General features: G+C 71.1%; 21 protein-coding genes and 2 pseudogenes. 16 read left to right on the forward strand and 7 right to left on the reverse strand.

What is annotated here, in order from left to right; translation table 11 throughout:
- Nucleotides 1-80 precede the first annotated feature (80 nt).
- The gene (locus ACFT7S_RS07535) at nt 81-725 is read left to right on the forward strand and encodes a dihydrofolate reductase family protein (RefSeq protein WP_382728295.1); all 645 of its coding nucleotides are present in this window, start codon (nt 81-83) and stop codon (nt 723-725) included.
- An 84-nt stretch (nt 726-809) separates the two neighbouring features.
- Here the strand turns inward: ACFT7S_RS07535 and ACFT7S_RS07540 are convergent.
- Nucleotides 810-1,031 (reverse strand): annotated as a pseudogene (locus tag ACFT7S_RS07540) (ATP-binding protein); the annotation flags it as partial.
- Nucleotides 1,032-1,393: 362 nt separating this feature from the next.
- On the opposite strand from ACFT7S_RS07540, the gene ACFT7S_RS07545 reads away from it, so the two are divergent.
- From ACFT7S_RS07545 to ACFT7S_RS07595, 11 genes are all read left to right on the forward strand, one after another.
- Nucleotides 1,394-2,056 carry a hydrolase gene (locus ACFT7S_RS07545; protein ID WP_382728298.1) on the forward strand — a complete coding sequence of 221 codons (663 nt, stop codon included), beginning with the start codon at nt 1,394-1,396 and terminating at the stop codon, nt 2,054-2,056.
- Nucleotides 2,057-2,061: 5 nt separating this feature from the next.
- Complete coding sequence (locus ACFT7S_RS07550; RefSeq protein ID WP_382728301.1) at nt 2,062-2,574, forward strand: DoxX family protein; 513 nt, start codon at nt 2,062-2,064, stop codon at nt 2,572-2,574.
- 84 nt (nt 2,575-2,658) lie between these two features.
- The gene (locus tag ACFT7S_RS07555; RefSeq protein ID WP_382728304.1) at nt 2,659-3,246 is read left to right on the forward strand and encodes a Dps family protein; all 588 of its coding nucleotides are present in this window, start codon (nt 2,659-2,661) and stop codon (nt 3,244-3,246) included.
- Nucleotides 3,246-4,673 carry a dihydrolipoyl dehydrogenase family protein gene (locus ACFT7S_RS07560; RefSeq protein ID WP_382728306.1) on the forward strand — a complete coding sequence of 476 codons (1,428 nt, stop codon included), beginning with the start codon at nt 3,246-3,248 and terminating at the stop codon, nt 4,671-4,673. The genes ACFT7S_RS07555 and ACFT7S_RS07560 overlap by 1 nt, the downstream gene beginning before the upstream one ends.
- Before the next feature lie 60 nt (nt 4,674-4,733).
- A complete protein-coding gene (locus ACFT7S_RS07565) occupies nt 4,734-5,564 on the forward strand; it encodes an alpha/beta fold hydrolase (RefSeq protein WP_382728309.1) in 831 nt (276 codons plus the stop codon).
- A gap of 38 nt (nt 5,565-5,602) precedes the next feature.
- On the forward strand, nt 5,603-6,430 hold the full coding sequence (locus ACFT7S_RS07570) for an alpha/beta fold hydrolase (RefSeq protein ID WP_382728311.1): 828 nt from the start codon (nt 5,603-5,605) through the stop codon (nt 6,428-6,430).
- 51 nt (nt 6,431-6,481) lie between these two features.
- Nucleotides 6,482-7,435 (forward strand): alpha/beta hydrolase, encoded by a 954-nt coding sequence (locus ACFT7S_RS07575; protein WP_382728314.1) that lies wholly within the window; start codon nt 6,482-6,484, stop codon nt 7,433-7,435.
- The gene (locus tag ACFT7S_RS07580) at nt 7,432-9,318 is read left to right on the forward strand and encodes an amidohydrolase (RefSeq protein ID WP_382728317.1); all 1,887 of its coding nucleotides are present in this window, start codon (nt 7,432-7,434) and stop codon (nt 9,316-9,318) included. The genes ACFT7S_RS07575 and ACFT7S_RS07580 overlap by 4 nt, the downstream gene beginning before the upstream one ends.
- A 16-nt stretch (nt 9,319-9,334) precedes the next feature.
- Nucleotides 9,335-10,075 carry an acetate uptake transporter family protein gene (locus tag ACFT7S_RS07585; RefSeq protein ID WP_382728320.1) on the forward strand — a complete coding sequence of 247 codons (741 nt, stop codon included), beginning with the start codon at nt 9,335-9,337 and terminating at the stop codon, nt 10,073-10,075.
- 47 nt (nt 10,076-10,122) lie between these two features.
- Nucleotides 10,123-10,437, forward strand: coding sequence for a GNAT family N-acetyltransferase (locus tag ACFT7S_RS07590; RefSeq protein WP_382728322.1), 315 nt, complete (start codon nt 10,123-10,125; stop codon nt 10,435-10,437).
- 53 nt (nt 10,438-10,490) lie between these two features.
- Nucleotides 10,491-11,216, forward strand: coding sequence for an alpha/beta fold hydrolase (locus tag ACFT7S_RS07595; protein WP_382728325.1), 726 nt, complete (start codon nt 10,491-10,493; stop codon nt 11,214-11,216).
- Nucleotides 11,217-11,330: 114 nt separating this feature from the next.
- On the opposite strand, the gene ACFT7S_RS07600 is transcribed toward ACFT7S_RS07595, so the two are convergent.
- From ACFT7S_RS07600 to ACFT7S_RS07610, 3 genes are all read right to left on the reverse strand, one after another.
- Nucleotides 11,331-12,290 carry a helix-turn-helix domain-containing protein gene (locus tag ACFT7S_RS07600; protein WP_382728328.1) on the reverse strand — a complete coding sequence of 320 codons (960 nt, stop codon included), beginning with the start codon at nt 12,288-12,290 and terminating at the stop codon, nt 11,331-11,333.
- A 396-nt stretch (nt 12,291-12,686) separates the two neighbouring features.
- Nucleotides 12,687-13,673, reverse strand: a complete 987-nt coding sequence (locus ACFT7S_RS07605; RefSeq protein ID WP_382728331.1) for an alpha/beta hydrolase — start codon at nt 13,671-13,673, stop codon at nt 12,687-12,689.
- 47 nt (nt 13,674-13,720) lie between these two features.
- On the reverse strand, nt 13,721-16,582 hold the full coding sequence (locus ACFT7S_RS07610; protein ID WP_382728334.1) for an AAA family ATPase: 2,862 nt from the start codon (nt 16,580-16,582) through the stop codon (nt 13,721-13,723).
- A 207-nt stretch (nt 16,583-16,789) separates the two neighbouring features.
- Between ACFT7S_RS07610 and ACFT7S_RS07615 the strand changes: the two genes are divergently transcribed.
- Together ACFT7S_RS07615 and ACFT7S_RS07620 are read left to right on the forward strand one after the other, a co-directional pair.
- Nucleotides 16,790-19,570, forward strand: a complete 2,781-nt coding sequence (locus ACFT7S_RS07615; protein WP_382728337.1) for an AAA family ATPase — start codon at nt 16,790-16,792, stop codon at nt 19,568-19,570.
- Nucleotides 19,571-20,468: 898 nt separating this feature from the next.
- Nucleotides 20,469-20,792 (forward strand): annotated as a pseudogene (locus ACFT7S_RS07620) (transposase); the annotation flags it as partial.
- A 96-nt stretch (nt 20,793-20,888) separates the two neighbouring features.
- Here the strand turns inward: ACFT7S_RS07620 and ACFT7S_RS07625 are convergent.
- Nucleotides 20,889-21,734 carry a helix-turn-helix transcriptional regulator gene (locus ACFT7S_RS07625; RefSeq protein ID WP_382728339.1) on the reverse strand — a complete coding sequence of 282 codons (846 nt, stop codon included), beginning with the start codon at nt 21,732-21,734 and terminating at the stop codon, nt 20,889-20,891.
- A 138-nt stretch (nt 21,735-21,872) separates the two neighbouring features.
- On the opposite strand from ACFT7S_RS07625, the gene ACFT7S_RS07630 reads away from it, so the two are divergent.
- A complete protein-coding gene (locus tag ACFT7S_RS07630; protein ID WP_382728341.1) occupies nt 21,873-22,652 on the forward strand; it encodes an NAD(P)H-dependent oxidoreductase in 780 nt (259 codons plus the stop codon).
- Nucleotides 22,653-22,973: 321 nt separating this feature from the next.
- Here the strand turns inward: ACFT7S_RS07630 and eno are convergent, their stop codons facing one another.
- Entirely contained in the window at nt 22,974-24,275 is a 1,302-nt protein-coding gene (gene eno / locus ACFT7S_RS07635) for a phosphopyruvate hydratase (RefSeq protein ID WP_382728344.1), read from the reverse strand.
- 163 nt (nt 24,276-24,438) lie between these two features.
- On the opposite strand from eno, the gene ACFT7S_RS07640 reads away from it, so the two are divergent.
- Nucleotides 24,439-24,861, forward strand: coding sequence for a MarR family winged helix-turn-helix transcriptional regulator (locus ACFT7S_RS07640; protein WP_382728347.1), 423 nt, complete (start codon nt 24,439-24,441; stop codon nt 24,859-24,861).
- A gap of 164 nt (nt 24,862-25,025) precedes the next feature.
- Here the strand turns inward: ACFT7S_RS07640 and ACFT7S_RS07645 are convergent, their stop codons facing one another.
- Nucleotides 25,026-25,205, reverse strand: a complete 180-nt coding sequence (locus tag ACFT7S_RS07645) for a hypothetical protein (protein WP_382728350.1) — start codon at nt 25,203-25,205, stop codon at nt 25,026-25,028.
- Nucleotides 25,206-25,452: the final 247 nt, after the last annotated feature.

Raw genomic sequence — 25,452 nt, forward strand, 5'->3', positions numbered from 1 at the left:
TTTCTGACTGGTCACGGACGCAGCGATGAGTTTTCCCGGCCCGGCAAGTCTCACCACCGTCGACAACACAGGAGGAACATGTGGCTCAGCTACTGAGAGTCCAGAACTTCAACGTCTCGAGTGACGGAATCGGTGCCGGTGAGGACCAGACCCTCGAGAGGCCATTCGGTCATGTCGAGCCCGAGAGGCTGTTCGCCTGGGCCGGCGCCACGGCGAGCTGGCCCATGCGCACCGACCCCGGGGGCAGCCGGGGCCTGGACGATTACCTCACGCGGGACTACGCCCGCAACATCGGCGCCGAGATCATGGGCCGCAACAAGTTCGGGCCCCAGCGCGGGCCCTGGCACAACCATGAGTGGCAGGGCTGGTGGGGTGACGAGCCCCCGTTCCACACCCCGGTATTCGTGCTGACGCACCACAAGCGTCCTTCGCTCACGCTCTCCGACACCACGTTCCACTTCGTCGACGGCGACCCTGCCACGGTCCTCGAACAGGCCCGGGAGGCGGCGCAGGGCAAGGACGTCCGACTCGGCGGCGGGGCTACCACCATCCGGGAGTTCCTTGACGCCGACCTCGTTGACACGCTGCACGTGGCGGTCTCGCCGGTGAAGCTCGGGTCCGGAGTACGACTCTGGGAGTCCCCCGATGAGCTGCTCGACCGGTTCCACCTGGAGGTCGTTCCCAGCCCGAGCGGGGTGACGCACCACCTGTTCTGGCGAAAATGACCGGCCCTCAAGGCTGGCCCCGGCCGGCTGTTTTGCCTCCCGGGGCCTGCCCTGAGGCGGGCCGTTGAGTCGCACCGCGGGCGGTCAGCCGGCCGTGGCGGGTTCTTCGGCTCGTGCCCGGGTGGAGGCGATCCGGTAGGAGTCGGTGCCGGTCCCGATGATCGTGCCGTTGAACGTCAGGCGGTCGACGATGGCCGCGCAGAGTCCGAAGGACTTGTTGGACGCGATGGCGACACTGTTCTCCTCCTCTCGCTCGGTCAGAACCTGAAACAGCAGCTCAGCGCCGTGACAGTCCAGTTCCATGTGTTGGGTCGGGGACGAGACGCCGTGCACTGTTACCAGTGCCGGTTTTCCCGTCCCCGCCCGCCGAACCGGACGTGCCCGTTGGCCGAGCATCCGGCTCTCCACGTGATCCGCTGGATCAGGCGAGGTATTCGCTGCCCCCCCGGATCCCGGCGACTGGATCGAGCCGCCCTGACCTGCTGCTGAACGGACGTGGGTGCCGGCCGACCGGAAAGGGGTCCCGGTCCTGGGCGGATGGTGCGCTGTCGTGCCAACTCCTGAGCACAGAGAGACAAGTCGGTCGGTCGGGATGGTCGTAGCTTCGGGGTGTGCCGAGCCGCGGGAAGGCGGCAGGCGCAGTACCGACCGTTCCGAGAGGACCCCTCATGTTCGACATCACCAAGGTGCAGGCTGCCCCGAGCGCGGACCTGCTCACGCCCGACAACGCGGTCATGCTCTTCGTGGACCACCAGCCGCAGATGTTCTTCGGCACCGGGAGCGGCGATCGCGCCGCGATCATCAACAGCACCGTGGGTCTCGCCAAGGCGGCTCAGGCGTTCGATGTGCCCGCCGTCCTGACCACGGTGGCCGCTGAGTCGTTCTCCGGGCCCCTGCTGCCTCAGCTCGCCGAGGTGTTTCCCAAGCACGAGGTCATCGACCGCACGACGATGAACGCCTGGGAGGACGAGGCGCTCGTGGCGGCGGTCAGGGCGACCGGGCGCAAGAAGATCATCCTCTCCGGCCTGTGGACCGAGGTCTGCCTGGTGCTGCCCGCACTGTCCGCGCTGGAGCAGGGGTACGAGGTGTACGTGGTCTCCGACGCCTCCGGCGGCGTCAGCCCGGCCGCCCACGAGCACGCGCTGCAGCGGATGATCGCGGCCGGCGCGGTGCCGGTGACCTGGGTGCAGGTGCTCCTTGAGCTGCAGCGCGACTGGGCGCGCCAGGAGACGTACGGCGCGGTCATGGAGATCGTCAAGGCCCACGCGGGCGCGTACGGCCTGGGTGTCGTGTACGCGCAGAGCGTCATCGGCGCGCACGCGGCGGGCTGACCCCCTTGGACACCGGCATTCTGATCCTGCGTCTGCTGGTGGGCCTGCTCGTCGCCGGTCATGGCGTGCAGAAGATCAGCTCGCACCTGGGCGGCAGGGGACTCGAGGGCGGCACGGAGGAGTTCCGCGCCGACGGATTCCGCGGCGGAGCCCTCACCGCACTGGCGGCGGGCGGTGGCCAGATCGGATCCGGTCTGCTGCTCGCCTCAGGCTTTCTGACCCCGCTCGCGGCGACCGGGGCCATCGGGGTCATGACCGTCGCCCTCACCGTGAAATGGCACAACGGCCTTTGGGTGCAGAACGACGGCTACGAGTACCCGCTCGTCCTCATCGGCGCCGCCGCCGCTCTCGTCGCCACCGGACCCGGCGCCTGGTCCCTCGACGCGGCCCTCGGCTTCACGCCGTACCCGCTGTGGTGGACGGCCCTCGTGCTCGCGGCGGGCGTCGGGAGCGGGCTGCTCACTCGGCTCGTACTGCACCGGGCGGCGCCGCAGAGCGCCGGCCACGGCGGGCGCTGAGCGCGAGCCGCGAAGACCGGGCCCGGCCGTCCCGCGCCCCCCGCCCGGACGGCCGGGCCCACCACCGAACAACAGGAGCACCTGATGGAATCCGCACCCACCACCACACCCCCGCGCGGCGGCGGCCAGCCGCTGCTGCACCAGAAGGGCGACGAGACCCAGACGTTCGGCACGCTCAAGCAGCTGCCGATCGGCCTCAGCCACGACACCCGCATGTACGCGTGCCAGCGACTGAACCGCGTACTCGCCGACACGCAGATCCTGTACTCCCTCTACAAGAAGCACCACTGGCTCATGCGCGGGGCGACCTTCTACTCGCTCCACCTCATGCTGGACAAGCATGCGGAGGCCCAACTGGGCATCGTGGACATGCTGGCCGAGCGGATCCAGAGCCTCGGCGGCGTCGCTGTCGGAGACCCGCGCCACGTTGCGGAGCTGACGGCGATTCCCCGGCCGCCGGACGGCGTGGAGAAGGTCCCCGTCATGCTGTCGCGGCTCCTCGACGCTCACGAGCGGATCCTGATCGACGCGCGGGACGCCGCCGCCCGGATATCGGCAGAGGGCGACGAGGGCAGCACCGACCTGCTCGTTTCCGACGTCATCCGCACCGGCGAGGCGCAGGTGTGGTTCCTGGCCGAGCACCTCGTGGACACCCCCCTGGTGCACGGCTGATGGAGGACACGTACGACGTCGTCGTGGTCGGTGGCGGGCCGGCCGCCGAGGTCGCCGCCCACCGGGTCGTCCGGTCAGGACTGACCGCCGTCGTCGTCGAGGCCGAGATGGTCGGCGGCGAGTGTTCCTACCGGGCATGCGTGCCGAGCAAAGCCATGTTGCGTCCCGGCGCGGCCAGGGAAGCCGCGCGGTCGGTCGACGGGGCGCGGCAGTCGGTGACCGCGGCGCTCGACCCGGCGCACGTCCTGGCCCGCCGCGACCGGTTCACCGGCCGAGGCGACGACACCGGCCAGGCCGACTGGCTGAACAGCGCCGGCATACCCCTCGTACGAGGGCGTGGACGGCTCGCAGGAGAGCGCCGGGTGGAGGTGTCCGGGGCCGACGGCACGGTCCGCACCCTGCGGGCCCGGCTCGCGGTCGTCCTCGGCCCCGGCACGGAACCCGCGCTGCCGCCGGTCGAAGGGCTCGACCGGATCGGTGTGTGGACCAACCGGCAGGCCACCACGGCCGACGCGGTGCCCGAGCGGCTCGTTGTCATCGGCGGGGGAGTGGTGGCCTGTGAGATGGCCACCGCGTGGTGCTCTCTCGGCTCCTCCGTCACCCTGCTCGTCCGCGACCAGGCATTGCTGACCGGCTGGGAGCCGTGTGCCGGCGAAGAGGTCACCCGGGGTCTGACCGGTCTGGGCGTCACGATCCGCTTCGGGGTCTCGGCCACCAGGGTCGCCCGTGACGAGACCACCCGTGTCGTGACCGTGGAGACCGACGACGGCGCCACCCTCGTCTGCGACGAGGTGCTTGCCGCAGTCGGCCGCCGCCCGCGAACCGCGGACCTCGGCCTGGAGACCGTCGGACTGCCGCCCGGTGACTGGCTCCCGGTCGACGACACCTGCCGCGTCACCGCTCTCGACGGGGACTGGCTCTACGCAGTCGGCGACGTGAACCACCGTGCGCCGCTGACCCACATGGCCAAGTACCAGGCACGCGCCTGCGCCGCGGCGATCGCCGAGCGCGCCGCGGGCCGCCCCGCCGACACCGGCCGCCGGCAGGCCTGGAGCGCGGAGGCCGACCACATCGCCGTCCCCCAGGCAGTCTTCACGTACCCCGAGGTCGCGAGCGTCGGTCTCACCGAACGCGCGGCACGCGAAGCGGGAGTCGCGGTACGCGCGGTGGAATACCGCATCGACGACGTCGCCGGAGCCGCGCTGTACGCGGACGACTACCGCGGCCACGCCAAGCTCGTTGTCGACGAGACCCGTGGCGTCGTCGTCGGCTGCACCCTCACCGGCCCGATGGCCACCGAGCTCATCCACACGGCCACCGTCGCCATCGTGGGAGAAGTCCCGCTCGAGCATCTGTGGCACGCCGTCCCCGCCTTCCCGACGGTCAGCGAAGTCTGGCTGCGGTTGCTGGAGGCGTACGGACTCTGAGGCCACCTCCGCCCGTCCATCCGAAACGCAACGACACACCGACGCAAGGAGCGCACCACCATGCCGTTCATCAAGGTCGCCGAAGGCGGCTCTGCACCCATCAACCTGTACTACGAGGACCACGGCACCGGACAGCCCGTCGTGCTGATCCACGGCTGGCCGCTCAACGGGGCCTCCTGGGAGAAGCAGACCGCCGCACTCCTCGCCGTCGGCCACCGGGTCGTCACGTACGACCGGCGCGGCTTCGGTCGCTCCGACCAGCCGGCCGACGGCTATGACTACGACACCTTCGCCTCCGACCTGAACGAGGTGCTCACCACCCTCGACCTGCGCGACGCCGTCCTGGTCGGCTTCTCCATGGGCAGCGGCGAGGTGACCCGCTACCTCGGCACGTACGGCTCCGACCGCATCGCCAAGGCCGTCATGATCGGAGTCGTCCCGCCCTTCCTGCTGAAGGCGGACGACAACCCGGGCGGGGTGGACGCGAGCGTCTTCGAGGGCATCGAAGAGGCCATCACCGCCGACCGGTTCGCGTTCATGACGGCCTTCCTCGCCGACTTCTACAACGTCGACGTGCTCGGCGGCGAGCGCATCAGCGAGCAGGCGGTCCAGGCCAGTTGGAACGTCGCCGTCAGCGCCTCCGCCAAGGGCACCCTGGACTGCGTCCAGGCCTGGCTCACGGACTTCCGCGCGGACCTGCCGCGCATCGATGTCCCCACCCTCATCATCCACGGCGACGCCGACCGCACCCTGCCCGTCGAGGCCACCGCGATCCCGCTGGCCCAGCGCATCACCGGCGCCCAGCTGACGATCGTGCCAGGCGGCCCGCACGGCCTGATCTGGACCCACGCCGACGAGGTCAACACCGCCCTGCTCGCCTTCCTCGACTGAGCAAGCCTGCCGCTTCACCACCCGACAAGGAACCGCACATGCTTCCCACGAAGCGCACCCTCGCCCTCGCCCTCGCCCTGCCCGCGATGCTGGCCTCCCTGATCGGTGCCGCACCCGCGAGCAGCTCGCCCGCCGCCGGCACCGTCCGGCATGCTCCCAAGCCCACCATCGTTCTGGTCCACGGGGCGTTCGCCGACGCCTCCAGCTGGAGCGGCACGATTGAGCGACTGCGTCGCGCGGGCTACTCCGTCGTCGCCACCGCCAACCCGCTGCGCGGCCTCGCCGACGACACCGCCTACCTCCGGGGCGTGCTCGCCACCGTCGACGGCCCCGTCGTCCTGGTCGGCCACTCCTACGGCGGCGCTGTCATCAGCGGTGCCGCCGCGGGCGACAGCCGCGTGAAGGCCCTCGTCTACATCGCCGCCTTCACCCCGGACAAGGGCGAGAGCGCGGCCCAGCTGGCCGCGAAGTTCCCCGGATCCACCCTCGGCGACACGGTCGACCCGCAGCCGTACCCGCTGCCCGACGGCGGCACCGGCACCGAACTCGTCATCGACCAGGCCGAGTACCACCGTCAGTTCGCCGCCGATGTCCCCGCCGCCGACGCGGGCGTCATGGCCGCGACCCAGCGCCCGGTCTCCACCGTCGCGCTGGAGGAGAAGGCGGGGGAAGCGGCGTGGAAGACGATCCCGTCGTGGGCGCTGATCGCCACCGCCGACAAGAACATCCCGCCGGCCGCCGAGCGGTGGATGGCCCGGCGCGCCGGCTCGCACACCACCGAGGTGGACGCGTCGCACGCCGTGGTCGTCTCCCGCCCGGCCGTGGTCACGGACGTGATCCTCGACGCCGCGCGCGCGACCCGCTGAGAACCGTCCCGACTCGCCCCACCCCGCACACCCTCCGAAGGAGAACCCCTCATGCCGAACCGGCCGACCCTCGAACCCGCCGCCCAGGCTTTCGCCGACGCCACCGCCCAGCCGCCGTACCTCTACCAGATCCCCGTGGCGGACGGCCGCAAGGCCGTGGACGACGTCCAGAGCGGTGAAGGTGTACCCCTGCCCGCCGTCGACGAGGAATGGGTCACCGTCCACGGCGGTCCGACCGGCGACGTCCGCGCCCGGATCGTCCGCCCGCGCGGCGCCACCGGCCCGCTCCCCGTCGTCCTCTACATCCACGGCGCGGGCTGGGTCTTCGGCAACGCCCACACCCACGACCGGCTCGTCCGCGAACTAGCCGTCGGCACCGGGGCGGCCGTCGTCTTCCCCGAGTACGACCTCTCGCCCGAGGCCCGCTACCCCGTCGCCATCGAGCAGAACTACAGCGTCGCCCAGTGGATCGCCCGCGAGGGACACCACAAGGACCTCGACGGCACGCGGATCGCCGTCGCGGGCGACTCGGTCGGCGGCAACATGACCGCCGCCCTCACCCTCATGGCCAAGCAGCGTGGCGACGTCCGCCTCACCCACCAGGTCCTCTTCTACCCGGTCACCGACGCCGGCTTCGACACCGACTCATACCACGACTTCGCCGAGGGCTACTTCCTGCGCCGCGACGCCATGAAGTGGTTCTGGGACCAGTACACGACCGAAGAGGCCGAGCGCGCCCAGATCACCGCCTCGCCGCTGCGCGCCACCACCGAGCAGCTCACCGGCCTGCCGCCCGCCCTGGTCATCACCGCCGAGGCCGACGTCCTGCGCGACGAGGGCGAGGCGTACGCGGCGAAGCTCCGCGCCGCCGGCGTCCCCGTCACCGCCCTTCGCGTACAAGGGGCCATCCACGACTTCGTCATGCTGAACGCGCTGCGCGAGACGCAGGCCGCCGAACTCGCCATCGGCGTCGCCACCGACACCCTGCGCAAGGCCCTGGCATGACCGGGCCGTCGACGAGCATGCCCGTCGCGGGCGTCGTTCCCGCACCGCGGCAGGAACACGTACAGGCCGACCTCCTCGTCCGCAACGCGAAGGTGTTCACCGGTGACCCCGGCCGTCCCGAGGCCCGCGCCGTCGCGATCCGCGACGGCCGGGTCGCGGCCCTCGGCGACGACCACGACCTCGCCCACCTCGTCGGGCCGGGGACCAGGGTCGTCGACGCCCTCGGCCGCCGGGTGATCCCCGGTCTGAACGACTCGCACCTGCACGTCATCAGAGGCGGCCTGAACTACGTCCTGGAGCTGCGCTGGGACGGGGTGCGGAGCCTCCGCCACGCCCTCGCCATGCTGCGCGAGCAGGCCGGCCGCACCCCCAAGGGGCAGTGGATCCGGGTCGTCGGCGGCTGGACCGCCGAACAGTTCGCCGAACGCAGGATGCCGACCGTCGCCGAGCTGAACGCCGCCGCTCCCGACACCCCCGTGTTCGTCCTGCACCTGTACCAGTCCGCCCTGATGAACCGGGCCGCGGTGCGGGCCGCCGGGTTCACCCGCGACACCCCCGACCCGCGCGGCGGCCAGATCGTACGGGGCCGGGACGGCGAACCCAACGGCGTCCTCCTCGCGGCGCCGAGCGCTCTCATCCTGTACTCGACCCTGGCCAAGGCGCCGACGCTGGACGAGGCCGACAAGCGGACGTCGACGCGACACTTCCTGCGCGAGCTGAACCGCTTCGGGCTGACCTCTGCGGTCGACGCCGCCGGCGGGTTCCAGAACTTCCCCGACAACTACGCCACGGTCGTCGACCTCGCCAGGTCGGGGGAGCTGTCCCTGCGGATCGCCTACCACCTGTTCCCGCAGACGGCCGGTCAGGAGCTCGCCGACCTGAAGCGCTGGACCGAGATGGTGAAGCCCGAGGACGGGGACGAGTGGCTCCGGCTGAACGGCGCGGGCGAGAACCTGACTTGGGCCGCCGCCGACTTCGAGAACTTCTCCGAGCCCCGTCCCGAGCTCGCCGATGGGTACGAGGCCGAGTTCGAGAGGGCCGTCCGACTCCTGATGGAGAGCGGCTGGGGCTTCCGGCTCCATGCGACCTACGACGAGACGATCCGCCGCGATCTGGCCGTCTTCGAGAAGCTCGCCGCGGAAGGACTCTTCCCCGGCGACAACCGCTGGCTCTTCGATCACGCGGAGACCGTCTCGGCCGACAGCCTGGACCGGATCGCCGCCCTCGGCGGCGCCGTGTCCATCCAGAACCGCATGTCCTTCCAGGGCACGGCCTTCCGCGACCGCTACGGCGCCGAGGCCGCCGCCCACACCCCGCCGGTCCGGGCCATGCTCGACCGGGGCCTGACCGTCGCCGCAGGAACCGACGCCACCCGCGTCTCCTCGTACAACCCGTGGGTTGCGCTCCACTGGCTGGTGACCGGGCGCACGGTCGGCGGCACAGCGCTCTACCCGGCCGGGAACCTGATCAGCAGGGAGACCGCCCTCGGCCTCTACACACGCGGCGGAGCCCGGCTCACCGGCGAGCAGGACGTCAAGGGAAGCCTGCGGGAAGGCTGTTACGGCGACCTCGCGATCCTGTCCGACGACTACTTCACCGTGCCCGAGGCCGCCATCCCCGACATCGAATCCGTGCTCACCGTCGTCGGCGGCCGCATCGTCTACGCGAGCGCGGAGTACGAGGGACTCGACGAAGCCGTCCCGCCGGTCAGCCCGGAGTGGAGCCCGGTGGCCCACTTCGGCGGCTACCAGAGCGGTGCCCGCCAGGCGACGCTCGTGGCCGAGGCCGTCGCCGAGTCCGAGCAGCACCGCCGGTGGCGCGTCGCCCGTGGCTCCACTCCCGAGACGCCTCCGCCGTTCCTCGACCCCTGCTTCGAGCACTGAACGAGAGATCCCCACGATGAGTACAGACTCCGCCTCCGCCGACGGCGCCGACGACGGGCCGTCCGGCCGACCGGACGCTCCCCCGGGACGCCGCTTCGAACCGGACCTCCGGTCGATGACCCGGATCAACCTGCGCCCCATCGCCTCACCGATGCCGCTGGGCTTCTTCACGGTGGCGATCGCCTCCGTGATGACGGGATGCATGCAGCTCGGGCTCTTCGAGGACGCGGCTCGCGGCGCCGTCGCCTTGTGCGTACTGCCCGCCTTCGCCCTGCAATTCCTCGTGAGCATCCTGGCCTTCGGTGCCCGTGACGTGATCGCGGCGACGCTCATGGCCGTCTTCGCCGGCAGCTGGCTGGCCTATGCACTCGTCATGTTCAGCGGCGCGGCCGACGGCCTGCGCGTGCTGGGCGTCTTCAATCTGGCGCTCCTCTGCTTCGGGGCGCTGATGACCGCCGTGACCCGGCCCAAGCGCGCGCTGTGGCTCGTCCTGGCGGTCTCCCTGCCCCGCTGGGCCGCCACCGGTCTGTCGGGTCTCACCGGCGCCGAATGGCTCACGCGCACGTCCGGGGTCCTCGGCCTCCTGGTGGCGCTCGTCGCGATGTACGCCGCGTTCGCCCTGATGTTGGAGGACATGCGCAGCGAGGAGGTCCTGCCCATCGGCCGCAGCGGCCCCGCCCACGCCGCCGTGGAGGGCGACCTCGCGGTCCAGCTCCGCAACCTGGAACGCCAGGCGGGCGTGCGCCGCACGCTCTGAACACCCACAGGCCGACCCACGATTTCCACAACCGCACAGGAGCACCCATGGAACCGCAGGTGGTGGACCGCCCCGAGAAGTCCCGGTACGAGATCCTCGCCGGAGACGACGGCACCGAGACCGCGGGCTTCGCCGAGTACTTCCTCTCGGAGGACGAGATCGCCTTCATCCACACCGAGACCGATCCCCGGTTCGCGGGCCGGGGCCTGGGCGGGCTGCTCGCCCAGGGAGCCCTCGACGACGCCCGCGCACGCGGGCTGCACGTCCTGCCGTACTGCCCTTTCATCCGGGGGTGGATCGGCAAGCACCCCGAGTACGCCGACCTGGTGCCCGAGGCGCGCCGCGCACGGTTCGGCCTCTGAAGCACGACGATTCCGCCTTCCACACCGCTACCCACGCACCGAGGAGTTCTCGCATGTCCCGATCCGTCCGCCCCACCGTCGTGCTGGTCCACGGCGCCTTCGCCGACGCCTCCAGCTACGCCCGTGTCATCCCCGAACTGACCGCCGCCGGCCTGGAGGTGGTGGCTCCGGCGGTGCCCAACCGAAGCCTCGTCGACGACGCCGCGTACATCGCCTCGGTGATACGTGCCGTAGACGGCCCCGTGATCCTCGTGGGGCACTCCTACGGCGGCGCCGTCATCACCCTCGCCGGCACGGAGGACAACGTCCGTGCACTGGTCTACCTGGCCGGATACGCCTTGGAGGAGGGCGAGAGCCTCGGCGAGCTGCAGGGACGCTTCCCCGACTCCGGCCTCGCCGACGCGCTCGTCTACACGCCGTTCCCCGTGGCGGGGTCCGAGGAGACCGGCACCGACGTCTCGGTGGAGGTCGGGAAGTTCCCCGCCATCTTTGCCGCGGACGTCGACCCCGAGTTCGCCGCCGTGCTCGCCGTCTCCCAGCGGCCCCTGGCCGCACGGGCCTTCAGTGAGGCGGCGCCGGTCGCGGCGTGGAAGAGCAAGCCGTCATGGGGCCTGGTCGCCTCCTCCGACCGGACCATCAACCCCGATGTGGAGCGCTACGGCTACGAGCGCGCCGGCATGACCACCGTCGAGGTCGACTCCTCGCACCTGGTCATGCTCGCCCAGCCGAAGGCCGTGGCCGAACTGATCCAGGACGCGGTCCGCTCCACCGCCCACTGACCCGAGCCCCGGCCCGGAGCCCGTGCCGATCCCACCCCTCGGGGCGGGGTCGGCACGCCCGCGCGAGGCGGTCGGCCGGTTGCTACGGTGACGCCGGGCGAGAACCGCCTCGGTTCACACGTGACGCGTGCTCGACTGCCATTCCCGGGGCGAAATCCCGTACGCGGTGCGAAAGGCGCGACTGAAGTGGGACGGGTTCACGAAGCCCCAGCGCTGGGCCACCGCAGAGACGGCGGGCGCGGTCCTCGACTGGCTGGACAGCTCCCGTCGGCACCTCTCCAGGCGCTCGCGATGGATCCAACGGCTCACCGTGGTCCCGTCCGACTGGAAGAGCTTGTGTAGATACCGGACGGACATGTGGTGCGCGTACGCGATCATCTCCGGACAGAGACCTGGATCGGCCAGGTGTCGCAGGATGTACTCCTTGATGCGGGCCAGCATCCCGCGGGCCAGTTCCGACGCGTGGGGGTTCAGCAGCCCCTGCCGCTCGCGCACCAGAACCGTCAGCAGATCGACGGCGGTCATCGCCAGTTGCCGGCCTGTGTACGGGTCGAATCCGGCGGCCCGGTCCGCCAGACACTGAAGATGGCCGGCGACCACTCCGGACGTGCCGCAGTGGCTGTCGAAGACGGTCCCTGTGATCGCCCGCAGTTCGGTGTCCGTCACGGCCAGCACCTCCTTCGGCAACCGGATCGACGTGAATCGGAAACTGTCCGGCTGTTCCCTGCCGTAGGGCCGACCGGCGTCGGAGCAGGTGAAAGTGCCCGGGCGAACCAGGGCCTGGCGCCCGTCCTGGGTGAGCCGCCCGGTTCCCTGGTGCTGGAGCGTGACGGTCAGGTACTCCCCTCCGCCCCTGGAGATCAGGGAGGCGTGGCGCGACACGCTCGCAGGGCCGCCCTCGACCACCGAGATCTGGAGGGGGCCGAGTGTGTCGACGGTGATCGTCCCCACCGCGGGCTCGCGCTCGCGCAGCGTGACGTCCATGGGAACCAACGTGTCGGAGACAATGCTCTGCCAGTAGTCGGCCCGCTCGGACGGGGGGAGCGGCAGGATGGAGAGTACGACGGACATCATGACCCCTCGTCATGGTCGTGCGGACGCTCCCTGGAGAGCGCCGGAACAGCGGAACGTGCGCCGGCGACCGGTGCGAAGCCGGTTCTCGCGTGGCTCGGGGACGCCGCGGACCGACGGCGGAGGGGCGGGCTGTTGTGAGGGCGGCGGTGCGACGAGGACGTCATACGACGGCCGGGCACGACGGCTGTGCCTCACACGAGGCTCACGGGACCTCCGACGGGACGCGACTGTCTCCCGCGTCCAGTCTCGGACCGCCTGCCGTCGGTGCCATCAGTCACCCGACTGGTGCTGTGTTCAGTACTCCCGCTCAGGTTCCTGCGACGGCGCGCCGGGCCGGTCCCCGCCGGGTGCGTCGGCAGGGACGCGCCCGGCGCCCTCGGCCTTCCTCGGCCGCCCTCACCTCAGGCGAGCGCGCAGGAACCTGCCGCCGAGCCGCACCGCCGCAAGTGTCGGCGGGCTGTTGCGCAGAGCGGTCAACGACACGAAGTCGTGGACCGTGCCCTGGAATCGCGCCGCGGTCGCGGCGACACCGGCCCGGCGTAGCCGGGCCGCGTACTCCTCCGCTTCGTCCCGGGTGACGTCGGCCTCCGCCGTCACGACCAGCGCCGGCGGCAGCCCCGCCAGCGCGGCCGTACTCGCACGCAGCGGGGCCGCGGTCGGCTCGTCCCGCTGGCGGGGATCGACCACGTACTCCCGCCAGTAGGACCGGACGGCACCCCGGGTGAGCTGATATCCCGTGGCGAAGAGCCGTTGCGACGGGCTGTCACAACGGGCGTCGGTCAGTGGGTAGTACAGCAGCTGGGCGCGGATTTCCGGACCCCCGCGCTCCCGCGCCAGCAGCGTGAGCGCCGTGGCGAGGGTGGCCCCGGCGCAGTCGCCGGCGACCGCGAGCCGGTCGGTGTCGAGTCCGAGCGGCTCGGCCTGTCCGACCGTCCAGGTCAGCAGGGCGTAGCACTCTTCGAGGGCGACCGGATAGCGACTCTCGGGCGTGCGGCTGTACTCGGGAACGACGGCCGCGACACCGGCTTCGCGCACCAGCTCGCTGACGAGCCATGCGTGTGTCTGCGCGTCGCCCAGCATCCAGCGGCCCCCGTGGAGGTAGAGCATGGTCGGGGGCCGGCCCGTGACACCGGTCGGCCGGAAGACCCAGAAGCCCACCAGACCGGTGGGCCCCACGGGCGCCGCATGGAAGGTGGCGTCCACGTCGAAGTCGTCGATCCGATCGCCCTGGGCCTCTTGCAACGCCTGGCGCGCGGTCTCCGGTTCCAGCTCGTGGAGGAAGGGCGGTGTCGCCGAGGCGTCGACGAGCCGCTGCACCAGAGGATCGAGGATCACCGGCCGCGGCTGCTCGGCGCGCGCCTCCCGGTCAGGCTCCGGCCGCATTCGTTCGCCTCTCGCTCGGGCCCCTCTGGGTGGTGGTCGTTCGCACGTCAGACATCGTGCAGGAGGTCACGAAGTTGATGGCGGCTGCTGATGCCGAGCTTGGGATAGACGTTGTAGAGGTGCGAGCCCACCGTACGCGGCGACAGGAACAGCCGATCGCCGATCTCGCGGTTCGACAGGCCGACCGCGGCGAGCCGCGCTATCTGTTGCTGCTGGGCGGTCAGCTCAGTCAGCCGCTCGGCCGAGGTGGAAGCGGAGGCGTCGGCGACACCCGTCGCGCGCAGCTCGCCGCGGGCCGCGTCCGCGAGCGCCCGGGCGTCGAGCCGGGCCGCCACCTCGAGGACCGCGGTCAGCTGGGCGCGGGCCTCCAGGGGCCTCCGGCGCCTGCGTAGCCAGATCGCGTAGTGCAGACGGGCCTGTGCCCGTTCCATCGGCCAGGTGTCGCCCTCGGGGTTGACCAGACCCAGCCGGAAGTGGTGCTCGGGGTCCGCTACCTCGTCGACAAGCGCCGTCGCGTGGTGCATCAGGAGCGTCATGCGGGTGGTCGGCCTCTCGCCCAGGCCCGCCCGCAGCGCGCCGAGGACGCGTGCCGCCTCCTCCTTCCGGCCGACGCGCTGTGCGGCGGCGGCCAGTTCGCCGACGGAGCGTGGAGACAGGAAGGGGACGAGCGGCGATCCGTCTTCGCCGAACAGGGACCTGAAGTGGCGGAACGCGCGCTCGGCGTCCCCCAGGGCCAGCGCGTGGAGGCCGCTGGCGCGCAGCATTCTGGCCCGAGTGGCGTGGTTCTCGGCGAGGTTGACGGAGCGCCAGTGGGGGCTGGTGAACGGGATGTCCGGCAGGCTGTCGCCGCGCAGTGCGCGCAGAGTCACCTCCAGCGCCTCGAGGTCCATGTCGACACGGGGCAACCGGTGGACGACCGCGTCGGAGCGCCCTTCTTCGATCAGGGCCTGGGCCTGCGGCCATCGGCCCATGGCGATGAGGGTGTCCACGTGGTTCGCAAGCGTCCACACCCGCGAGCCCCACGCCCCGCGGGCGCCGTGCAGCGTGCTCGCCTGCCGGTACATCTCCGCGCACTGCTCCGACTCGTCGGTGTAGTACGCCACCGAGGCGTGGGTCAGCAGCCGGGTCGGTGGAATCGGTCCGTCGAGCGGTCCGTCGAGCGGTCCGTCGAGCGGTCCGGACGGCGGGACGGGCACCCGGCGGGCCGTGCTGCCGCCGTGGGCGTCGGCATCGAGACCGACCGACACATAGGCTTCCAGGGCCGCCAGGACTCCGGGCCCGGTGAGCCTGGGGAACTCGCACGGGCCCACGGGTTCGGTGCGTCCGGCGGGTGTGACGCGCCCGGAGTGCTCGTCACCGTCGTCCCCCGACCCGGGTGTCGCCCGGGCCAGTCGGCGTGCGTGGTCGAGCAGGCGCGGCAACTCCTTGCGATGCTCAGGCAGACCGGACTGGTGGGTGATCGCCGCCGCGAGCGCCGTGAGCGCGAACGAGGTGGTAGCGGTGCGTGGGGGAGAGTGCCGCCACATGTCCAGCAGGAGCCCGAAGGCTTCCCGCTGGAACGAGAGCAGCGACAGCGCGGCGGCCATGGCACAGGCCGCGGTGCATCGCAGGTCCGGGTCGCGGTCGACCCGGGAGAACTCCGCGTACAGGTCGCGCACCCACTCCGGATCCCCGAGAGTGCTCGCCGCCGTCATGGCCGCGGCGAGGCGGCGGGCCCGGTCCAGGTCGTTCCCGCTGAGCCGTGCCGCCTGCTCCAGTGCCTCCGCCGAGGCAAAGTGGTCTCCCGCGCGCGCGGCGTGGACGGCAGTCGCCCGCTCCAGGGCCGAGGCCACCACCTCGTCGGGGCCGATCGCGGCAGCGGCCAGATGCCAGGCCCGGTACGCCGGACTCTGGCCCGCTGCCGCCGCCAGGTCCCGGTGAGCCCGCTGCCGCAGCTTCGCGGGCTGCCGGTGGAAAGCCGCCGCACGCACCAGCGGGTGACCGAACGCGAGGCGGCCGTCGGCGATGCCGATCAGGCCGGCCTCCTCCGCCGGGGTCCACACGGTGAGGTCGTCGGTGCCCAAGGCGGCCATCACGATGCGGAGTTCCTCCTCCCGCAGCGCGGCCGAGGCGTAGAACAACGCGCGCTGCGTGTCCTCCGGGAGAACATCCAGACGCGACGCGAACACCTGCGGGGCGGAACCCGACCCGGCACCGACGCGTGAGGCCCGGTGCAGGTCGACGATCGCCAGCGGATTACCCTCCGCCTGCCGGAGCAGGTCCAGCCGGAGCCGCCCCCGAGGCGCGTCGGGCTGCGCGTCCAGCAGCCGGGCTGCTGCCCCAGGGGACAACGGCCCGAGCCTCAGGACGGGAAGATCCGCCGGGACTCCGGACGGGGGACCTTCGCCGTGTGCGGTGAACAGCATGGTCACCGCCTGGTCCGTGAGCTGCCGCCGTACGGAGAACAAGACATCCAAGGAGGCGTCGTCGCAGTCCTGGGCGTCGTGCACCGCCACCAGCAGCGGGTTCGTCCGGGCGAGGCGGGTCAGGAGTGCCAGCGTGACGGCACACAGCGCACGTCGTTCCTGCGGCCCGGCTCCCGCACCCGGCTCGAATGCGGTACGCAGCACCGGCCACCGGTCCTTCGGAAACATGCCCGGCACGTCCAACACCGGCAGAAGCAGCCGGTACAGCGAGGCGAAGGGCGCCGGTTCCTCCCCGCCCCAGCCCCGCGCCGACAGGACCCGGGACCCGCGCGCCGCAGCCGACTCCTCGGCGAATCGCAGCAGCAGGGACCTGCCGGTGCCGGTCTCCCCGAGCACGAGCAGACCCTGCGCACCGGAACGCACATCAAGGCACCGCAGGATCCGGTCGATTTCCTCCTCACGGCCGATCGGCACAGCCGCGCGTCCCGCTTCGAACTCCGTCATCGCACTCCGACTTCTCGTGCGAGGCGGCTTTCTTCCCGCCCCTGAGGGGATGCTGCCAGGAGGGCGAACAGGCCGCTTCTGTCATGTGACCAGTCATGGCGGAAGAGCGCCTGGCATGATGGCGCCAACGCTGTGAACAGGTATTTCACGGCTGACCCCGTCCACTGGGCGGTCCGGGGCGGCCGTGGGGGCGGGACAAGGGAGAGCATGGACGTCGGCGCCGTAGAGGCACGCACGCGGGGCATCCGGGGCAGGGCTCGCGAACGGGAGTGGATCGGCAGACTCGTCGACGCCGCGGACGGCCCCGGCTCGAAGGTGCTCGTGCTGACCGGTCAGCCGGGCGCCGGCAAGAGCACCCTGCTGGACCACGCCGCCGACGTGGCCGCGGCACGAGGCCGGCGAGTACTCCGCGTACGTGGCTGCGAGGGCGAGCAAGGCCTCGACTTCGCGGGAGTGCACCAACTGCTGCGCCCCGTTCTCCGAGACATCGACCGGCTGCCGACGCGTCAGCGCGATGCCCTACGGCACGCATTCGGCACGGACGACGGCGACGGACAGCAGATCCCGGAGCCGCTCGTGATCAGATCCGGCGTGCTCACCCTCCTCTCGGAGGCGGCGACGGAACGGCCCCTGCTCATCGTCGTCGACGACGCCCAATGGCTGGACGTCGGCTCACTGGACGTGCTGGCGTTCGTCGCCAGGCGTCTCGAGGGCGAACGGATGGCCCTGCTGCTCGCGGCACGGGACGAGTCGGTGCCGGCGCGCTTCGACCGCGACTTTCCCCATCTGCCGACCGGCCCCCTCGACCGGGCGGAGGCGGGCCTTCTGCTGGACGAGCAACCGCATCCGCCGCGAGGCAAGGCCCGGGCCCAGATCATCGAACAGGCCGCCGGGAACCCGCTCGCACTCATCGAACTCGCTCGGGCGTTCGCCAAGGGGCCGGGCCTCCAGAGGCCCGGTGCGATCGACGCCCTCCCTCTCACTACCCGGCTCGAGCGACTGTTCGCAGCCGACCTGCCCGGCCTTCCGCCGGAGACCCGGCATGCGCTGCTCCTGGCGGCAGCCGCCGGCACGGACCGGCTCTCCGATGTCCTGCACGCTGTCCCGGGCCTGGACGATCCCGAGGTCTGGCGGCCCGCCGAGGAGGCAGGGCTCGTACGGGTCGAGAACGGCGACGTCCGACTGCGCCATCCGCTGATCCGCTTCGCGATCCACCAGGCCGCCTCCTTCGCCGACCGCCGTGAGGCCCATCTCGCACTCGCCGCCGCGCTCGCACACGAACCCGACCGTCGGGCCTGGCACCTCGCCGCGGCCGCTTTCGGGCCGGACCAGGAGGTCGCCGACGCCCTGGCGGAGAGTGCCGAGCGCTCCCGGCGGCGCGGCGGATACGCGGCCGCGGCCACCGCGCTGGAACGAGCGGCCGAACTCACCCCGGACGCGGAGCGTCGCGCCGGACGCCTGCTCGCCGCCGCCGTCTCCGCCATGTTCGCCGGATACCCCCAGTGGGTCGGCGAGATCGCGGTCCGTGTGGGCACCCTGACGCACGATCCCCAACTGCTCGCCGAGGCGTCCCTGTGCGGCGGTTGGTCGCTGTCCGTCACCCTCCGCCATGAGGAGGCGCTCGGATTCCTGCTGCCCGTGGCCGAATCCATGGCCACCGCGGCTCCCGTCCTGGCGCTGGACGCGCTGGGAACGGCGGCGACCCCGGCCTACAACTCCGGTGACCCCGTCTACCGCGCCGAACTCCAGCGCGTCGGTGACCTGATCCCCCTGCAGCCGGACCGGAGCGACAGGCTGTGGGCAGAGGCGGTCGCCCGCCCCTTCACGGAGCGGGAGAAGGCACTGAAGCGCCTGCGCGACGTGGCGCGCCCCTCGTGGGAAGGCCCGGTCTCGGATCCCACCACGCTCGGCGACCTCACCATGCTCGGCGCCACCGCCTGGATCCTCGACGAGACCGACCTGTCCGTACGTCTTCTCGGCCGGGCCATGGACCACTTTCGCCCGGCCGCCACGGCTGGCACCAACTGCACGGTCACCCAGGCTCTCGCCCTCGCCCTGTTCGACAGCGGAGCATGGACGGCAGCCGGGTCCGCGGCCGAGGATGCCTACTGCCTGGCCGCGGAAGCGGGGGCGGAGAACGTCGCCGTGGGGGCACCGATCCTCCAGGCCACGTTGCGTGCCGTCCGCGGCGACCACACCGGCGCGCGGGAGCGGGCCGCCGAGGCCGTCCGCGACATCGAGCTGAGCAAGTCCCGCAGTCTGTACGTCCGTCACTGCCAGGCGCTCGGCATGGCGGCGCTCGCGGAAGGCGACCACAGGGCGGCGTACGAGCACCTCCGCCGCGTCTTCACGCAGGATTCCCCTCCCGTCCCCCTGCACCACCACGCTTCGCACTACTACCTCGCCGACCTCGCCGCGGCCGCCGTGCGCGTCGGCCGGGCGGACGACGCGCGCGCCGTGCTCCGAGCCGTCGAGGACCACCTGGGCACGCCCCGCTCCAGCCGCCTGGACGCGATCGTGCACCGTGCCACGGCCCTGCTGAGCCGGCCCGACGACGCCGAGCCGCACTTCCTTTCGGCGCTCGCCGACCCCGCGGGCGCGCGCTGGCCCTTCGAACGCGCCCTCACACAACTGGACTTCGCCGAGTGGCTGCGACGCCGCCGACGGGCCGCGGAGGCACGCCCCCTGCTCGCCACCGCCCTGGAGGTCTTCGAACGGCTCGACGCCCGCCCGTGGATCGAGCGCGCCACCGCCGAACTCCGCGCGGCCGGCGTGACCGTGGCGGCCTCCGCCGCCCCGGAGGCCGTGGCCGGCCTGACGCCGCAGGAGCTGCAGATCGCCCAACTGGCCGCGGAGGGACTGACGAACCGGGACATAGGCGCCCGGCTCTATCTGTCCCCTCGCACCATCGGCTTCCACCTGCACAAGATCTTCCCGAAGCTCGGCATCACGGGACGCGCCCAATTGCGGGACGTCCTCGGCCCCTGACCTCGAACCGGGCGGGCCAACGGTCAGCGGCCCTCGTCACAGCCTCCGCCAGATCACGGGATCGTCGCCGGCGACCTCGGTGAGGACGTCTGGTCGTATGCGGCCTGGTCCAGGCGCACGCTACTGGGTGGCATCCGGGCCAGGGGGACGATGCTGCGCGTGCGATGCACCCCGGACGACCTCGTCCGGATTCGGCTGACGGAACGGGGCCCACTCGCGGAGACGCAGCAGAGTCTGCGGGTTCTGCAGCGACCCGAGCGGCACTCGTACGCGGGATGGCACGAACGGGTGCAGCTCCGACCGCCCGCCGAAGCAGCGGCTCTTGCCCGATTCCTGGCACCGGTCGAGGGCGAACTGACCGACCTGTTCACCCTTGTCGGCCGGCGTCTGCCGCCAGTCAGTGCCAGAAGACCGACTCGGACACCACGTACTGCCGGGTCGAGACGACTGGGCATGGCGACCAGACCGGCGTCACGCACGTCTGGACGGACTACCTCGACGCCACACTCTCGTCCAGGCGAAGCTCCGCTCCGCGGTGACCTTGATCTTCAGCCATGGCCGCGTCATCTGTAACACGTCAGCTCTGTAGCGCAACGTTTGCGGACGACGAGGTTGCGAGCGCCTTGTCACTTCTTGATCTCTACGTGGGCGTCGAGTGTGGACATGTGCAGCAGGCTGTTGTCCGGCTGAGTGGAGGGCGACTCCGCAGGATACGCATGTGGCTCGATGGGGCCAGGCGCAACCCAGAGGCCGTTTTGTGGTTCGGCGAGTCACCTTCCGACCTCTCCGCACACACACGCCTTGGGGGGTGGAGTTCATCAACGGCTTGCTGGACAAGTACATCGACACGCCCGCGGAGCGCACGGGCGAGTGACAGTGGTCTGTTGGCAGGCGCCAGCGCGGTCGCACCTCTCGGACGGCGGTGTTGGACGCGGTCCGCCGGGAGCCGGGAGCCGATGTCGCTGCGGTGACCACGGTCCAGATCCGGGAGGTCGTCGAGCGGCTCGTCGCCGCCAGCCAGTGGAAGCCGGCGATCCCAAGCTCCTGGTCGTGCTGGACGCCGGATACGACGCACCCCGCATCGACCACCTGCTGAGTGACCTGCCCGTCGAGATCCTCGGCCGGCGCCATTCCGACCGCGTCAGGCGCGGCCGACTCCACCGCGGGTCTACGACCCCAAGGGAGGCCGACCGCCAAGCACAGTAGCGAGTTCGTCTTGGGGTGTGGGTAAGAAACGATTCACCAGCCGCAAAGTAGGCCGGGGACCGGAAAGCCTTCAGTGTTGAGGCGCTCCCGGCGGTGGGTGGTCGTCGTTGAGTTACTCGCGGACCTGAGCGTTCACTGTGGGATGCGCGTCACCGCTGTCCGCGCCCAGGCCCGCGAGCAGACGCAGCCCGTCCTCGGAGGGGCTGCCGGGGGCCGCGGACAGCACCAGCAGCTCCATGCCTGACTCGTCCGGTAGTGCGAAGTTCTCCTGGTGCAGTTCCAGTAGTCCGACCAGCGGGTGCCGGTACGCCTTGCGTCCATGTGTGCGGGCGCGCACGTCCGCGCGGGCCCAGAGGCGGCGGAAGCGCTCGCTGCCCATCGCCAGCTCGCCGATGAGCGAGGCCAGGCGGGGGTCCTCGGGGTATTTGCCGGCCGCCAGGCGTAGGTGCCCGACCACGTCGAGGGTGCATTTCTCCCAGTCCGCGTATAGGCCGCGCTCGGCCTCCTCGAGGAAGATGTGCCGGGCGGTGTTCAGGCCCGGCATCGGCCGGCCGTAGAGGAGCCCGGCGAGGCGGTTCCCGGTGAGCACGTCCAGGCGGTGGTCCATGATCAGCGCGGGTGCGTCGGTGAGGTCGAGGACGCGCAGCAGCTCCGGCCGGACCCGCCCGCCCGGCGCCTTCGCGCGGCGGCGGCGCTGCCGGGCGAGCCGGTAGAGGTGCCCGCGTTCGGTCTCGTCGAGGCCGAGGACGCGGGCGAGCGCGTCGAGGACCTGCTCGGAGGGCTGGTTCGAGCGGCCCTGCTCCAGGCGTACGTAGTAGTCGACGCTGACTCCGGACAGGTGCGCGACCTCTTCGCGGCGCAGCCCTTCGACCCGGCGGCGGCTGTCGGTGGGGATGCCGACGGCTGCCGGGTCGACCCGGGAACGCCGGGTCCGCAGGAAGCCCGCAAGATCGTCCATGCCCCCAGTATGGCCTCGGTGCTGCCCGTGAAGGTGGTCCTGCCATTACCAGGAAGTCCCGTCCGATGGAAGAGGCGCCCCTGAACGCCGGGCGCCGCGGCGCCCAGAATCGAAGGCACCCGATCCGAAGGAGTTCCCATGAAGACGCTGATCGTCTACGCCCACCCGGAGCCGAAGTCGCTCAACAGCTCGCTGAAGGACCTCGCGGTGTCCACATTGGAGACCGCCGGGCACGAGGTACGGGTGAGCGATCTGTACGCGATGAACTGGAAGGCGGTCGTGGACGCCGCGGACTACGGCCCCGACGCCTCAAGTCCGCTGAAGGTCGCCCTGGACTCGGGCCGGGCCTTCGACGCCGGGACGCTCACCCCGGACGTCCTCGCCGAGCAGGAGAAGCTGCTGTGGGCCGACACGATCATCTTCCAGTTCCCGCTGTGGTGGTACACGATGCCCGCGATCCTCAAAGGCTGGGTGGACCGGGTGTTCACCTACCACTTCGCGTACGGCGTCGGCGAGCACAGCGACACCAGGTACGGCGAGCGCTTCGGCGAAGGCACCCTCGCGGGCAGGAAGGCTCTGCTGTCGGTGACCGCCGGCGGCCCGGAGTCGCATTACGCCGCTCGCGGGATCAACGGCCCCATCGACGATCTGCTGTTCCCGATCCACCACGGCATCCTCTACTACCCGGGCATCGAGGTGCTCCCGCCGTTCGTGCTGTACGGCACCGACCGGATGACCGGCGAGGACTACTCGGACGTCGCCAAGGCCTGGGAGCAGCGCCTGCTCACCCTGGAGTCGACCGAGCCGATCGCGTTCCGGCGGCAGAACTTCGGTGACTACGAGATCCCCTCGCTGCACCTGAAGGAGGGACTGGAGCCGGCGGACCGCACGGGTTTCGGGCTGCACGTGCGCGGCTAACCGCCGGCGATGGACAGGACGAGCTGGGGCGCGAACCCGAGGAGCAGCCCGAGGGCCGTGGCGGCGGTGAGAGTGAGCGCCACCGGCCAGGGTGTGCGGGCGGGTTCCTCGGGCGCGCGGTGCCTGCCGTCGCGGAAGAGGACGGCGGCTGTCGACGTCGATGGGGTACCTCACTACTTCCAGTGCCACGACGTGGACTTCTCCGTTGCCCCGGATGAGTACTTCGTGTGGCCTGTGGACGAGACCCTGGCCGCGTTGGAGCGCGAACAGTGGACGATCTTCGTCGCGTGGAACCGCTTCAGGGCCGCTACGGAATCCGGTTCAGCTCAGTGCGGAGCGGCCCGCGAAGCGCGCCGAGTCGCCCAACTCCTCTTCGATCCGGATCAGTTGGTTGTACTTCGCCGTGCGGTCGGAGCGGGAGAGCGAGCCGGTCTTGATCTGACCGCAGCCGGTCGCCACCGCCAGATCCGCGATGGTGGTGTCCTCCGTCTCGCCCGAGCGGTGCGACATGACAGCCGTCCAGCCCGCCTGGTGGGCCGTGGCCACCGCGGCCAGCGCCTCGGTCAGGGTCCCGATCTGATTGACCTTGATCAGGACCGAGTTGCCGACGCCGGTGCGGATGCCCTCGCGCAGCAGCGTCTCGTTGGTGCAGAACACGTCGTCGCCGGTGAGCTGACAGCGGTCGCCGACGCGGGCGGTCAGCTCGCGCCAGCCGTCCAGGTCGTTCTCCGCCATCGGGTCCTCGATGGAGACGACCGGGTAGGCGTCGATGAGCTTGGCCAGGTAGTCGGCGTGCTCGGAGGGGGTGCGGCGCACCCCCTCGCCCGCGTAGTCGTACACCCCGTCGCGGAAGAACTCCGACGACGCCGGGTCCATGACCAGGCCGATGTCCGTGCCGGGGCGGTAACCGGTGCGCTCGATGGCGGTCATCACGAAGTCGAGCGCCTCCTCAGCGGTACGCAGCGCGGGCGCGAAGCCACCCTCGTCGCCGACGCCCGTGGAGTGCCCGGCGGCCAGCAGATCGCGGCGCAGGGTGTGGAAGACCTCGCTGCCCATGCGGACGGCTTCGGCGAAGGTGTCCGCGCCCACGGGCGCGATCATGAACTCCTGGAAATCCAGCGGATTGTCGGCGTGGGCGCCGCCGTTGACGATGTTCATCATCGGCAGCGGCAGGAGGTGGGCGTCGGCGCCGCCGAGGTAGCGGTAGAGGGGCTGGCGGTGGGCCGCCGCGGCGGCCTTGGCGGCGGCGAGGGAGACGCCGAGGATCGCGTTGGCGCCGAGCCGAGACTTCGTGGCGGTGCCGTCGAGGGCGACCAGCGCGGCGTCGAGACCCGCCTGGTCCGCCGCGTCCCGGCCGCGCACGGACGCCGCGATCTCCCCGTTGACGTGCGCCACCGCGCGGTCGACGCCCTTGCCGTGCCAGCGCGCGGAGTCTCCGTCGCGCAGTTCCACGGCCTCTCGGGCACCGGTGGAGGCGCCGGAGGGGACAGCTGCGCGCCCCAGGGACCCGTCCGCCAGGACGACGTCGACCTCGACCGTGGGGTTGCCCCGGCTGTCGATGATCCGGCGGGCGGTGACGGTCTCGATGGCGGCGTTGACGGTTCCGACTGCCTTGACAGACATGGGAGTTCCTTCCCGTTGTCGTGTGCCGTGGCCCCGGCTGCGACAACGCTGGCGCTGAGCCCGACAACGCCAAACCATACAGCAATGCTGCTCAGTTTTGCTGTACAGCATTGCTGTGCAGGTCAGGTGCACAGCTTTGCTGACCAACGGGGTAAAGTGCCCTATGCCCACCTCGGAAGCCGCCGCCATCGCCGCCGAACTGCGCACCGCGATGAGCAAGCTCACCCGACGCGTCAAACACGAGGGCCGCATCCCGCTGGGCCAGGTCGCCGTGCTCGGTGCACTCGACCGCGACGGCGCCATGACCACCAGCGACCTCGCCGCCGATCAGCGCGTACGCCCCCAGTCGATGGCCCGGGCGGTGGGGCTGCTCATAGAACAGAACCTGATCACGCGCCGGGCGCACCCCACGGACGGCCGCAAGTCGCTGGTCGAGCTGTCGGACGCGGGCCGGGACGCGCTCGAAGCGGAGCGCGGCCGGAGGGCCGGTTGGCTCGCGCAGGCCATCGAAGCCGAACTCACGGATGAGGAGCGGGCGTTGCTGGCACGGAGCGCCGCCCTGCTGGAGCGGCTCGCCACACGCTAGCTAGCTCTCGCCAAGACAGTCGGCCACTCACCAAAACCTCACGGGGAGTTGGCCGACGGTCCATCAGATCGAAGTAGGGCCTGCAACTCATCGAGGGACGGGAGCCCGGGGTCACGAACGGGACAGCCCACGTCGGAACAACCAACCGGGACGGAAGCGTTCAACTAAGTCTGCAAAATCGTTACGCAGATACCGAGAATCGGAAGGTTCAGCCGGATCTGCTGGCGGCTGTCGGCCCACCAGATCTCGAACTCCCCAACAGTGCCTTCCGCTGGCCAATCTTCACTCTGTTCCGGCAGCAACAGGACGTCGACAAAGCCTCCGACGCTCAGACCGATGTCCACGAAGATCCGATGGCACCGGGTCGAGGAACGTTCACGACTGTGCCCTCGAAGACCTGCCCGAAGCGCAGGCCCCCGCGAATCCGAGCCCACTCGGCATCTGTCACCACGAACCCATCATCGAACCTTCGCCCGGATCGCGACCGACTGGACTTGGGCAGCAGAGTCCCGTCGCGGACACCGATCGCCTCATCCGTCTGCTCCACGGAAAGTGAGCCAGAACTACTTCGGTTCTGACACACATTCCGTG

Source organism: Streptomyces sp. NPDC057136, from assembly GCF_042670885.1.
Taxonomy (GTDB): domain Bacteria; phylum Actinomycetota; class Actinomycetes; order Streptomycetales; family Streptomycetaceae; genus Streptomyces.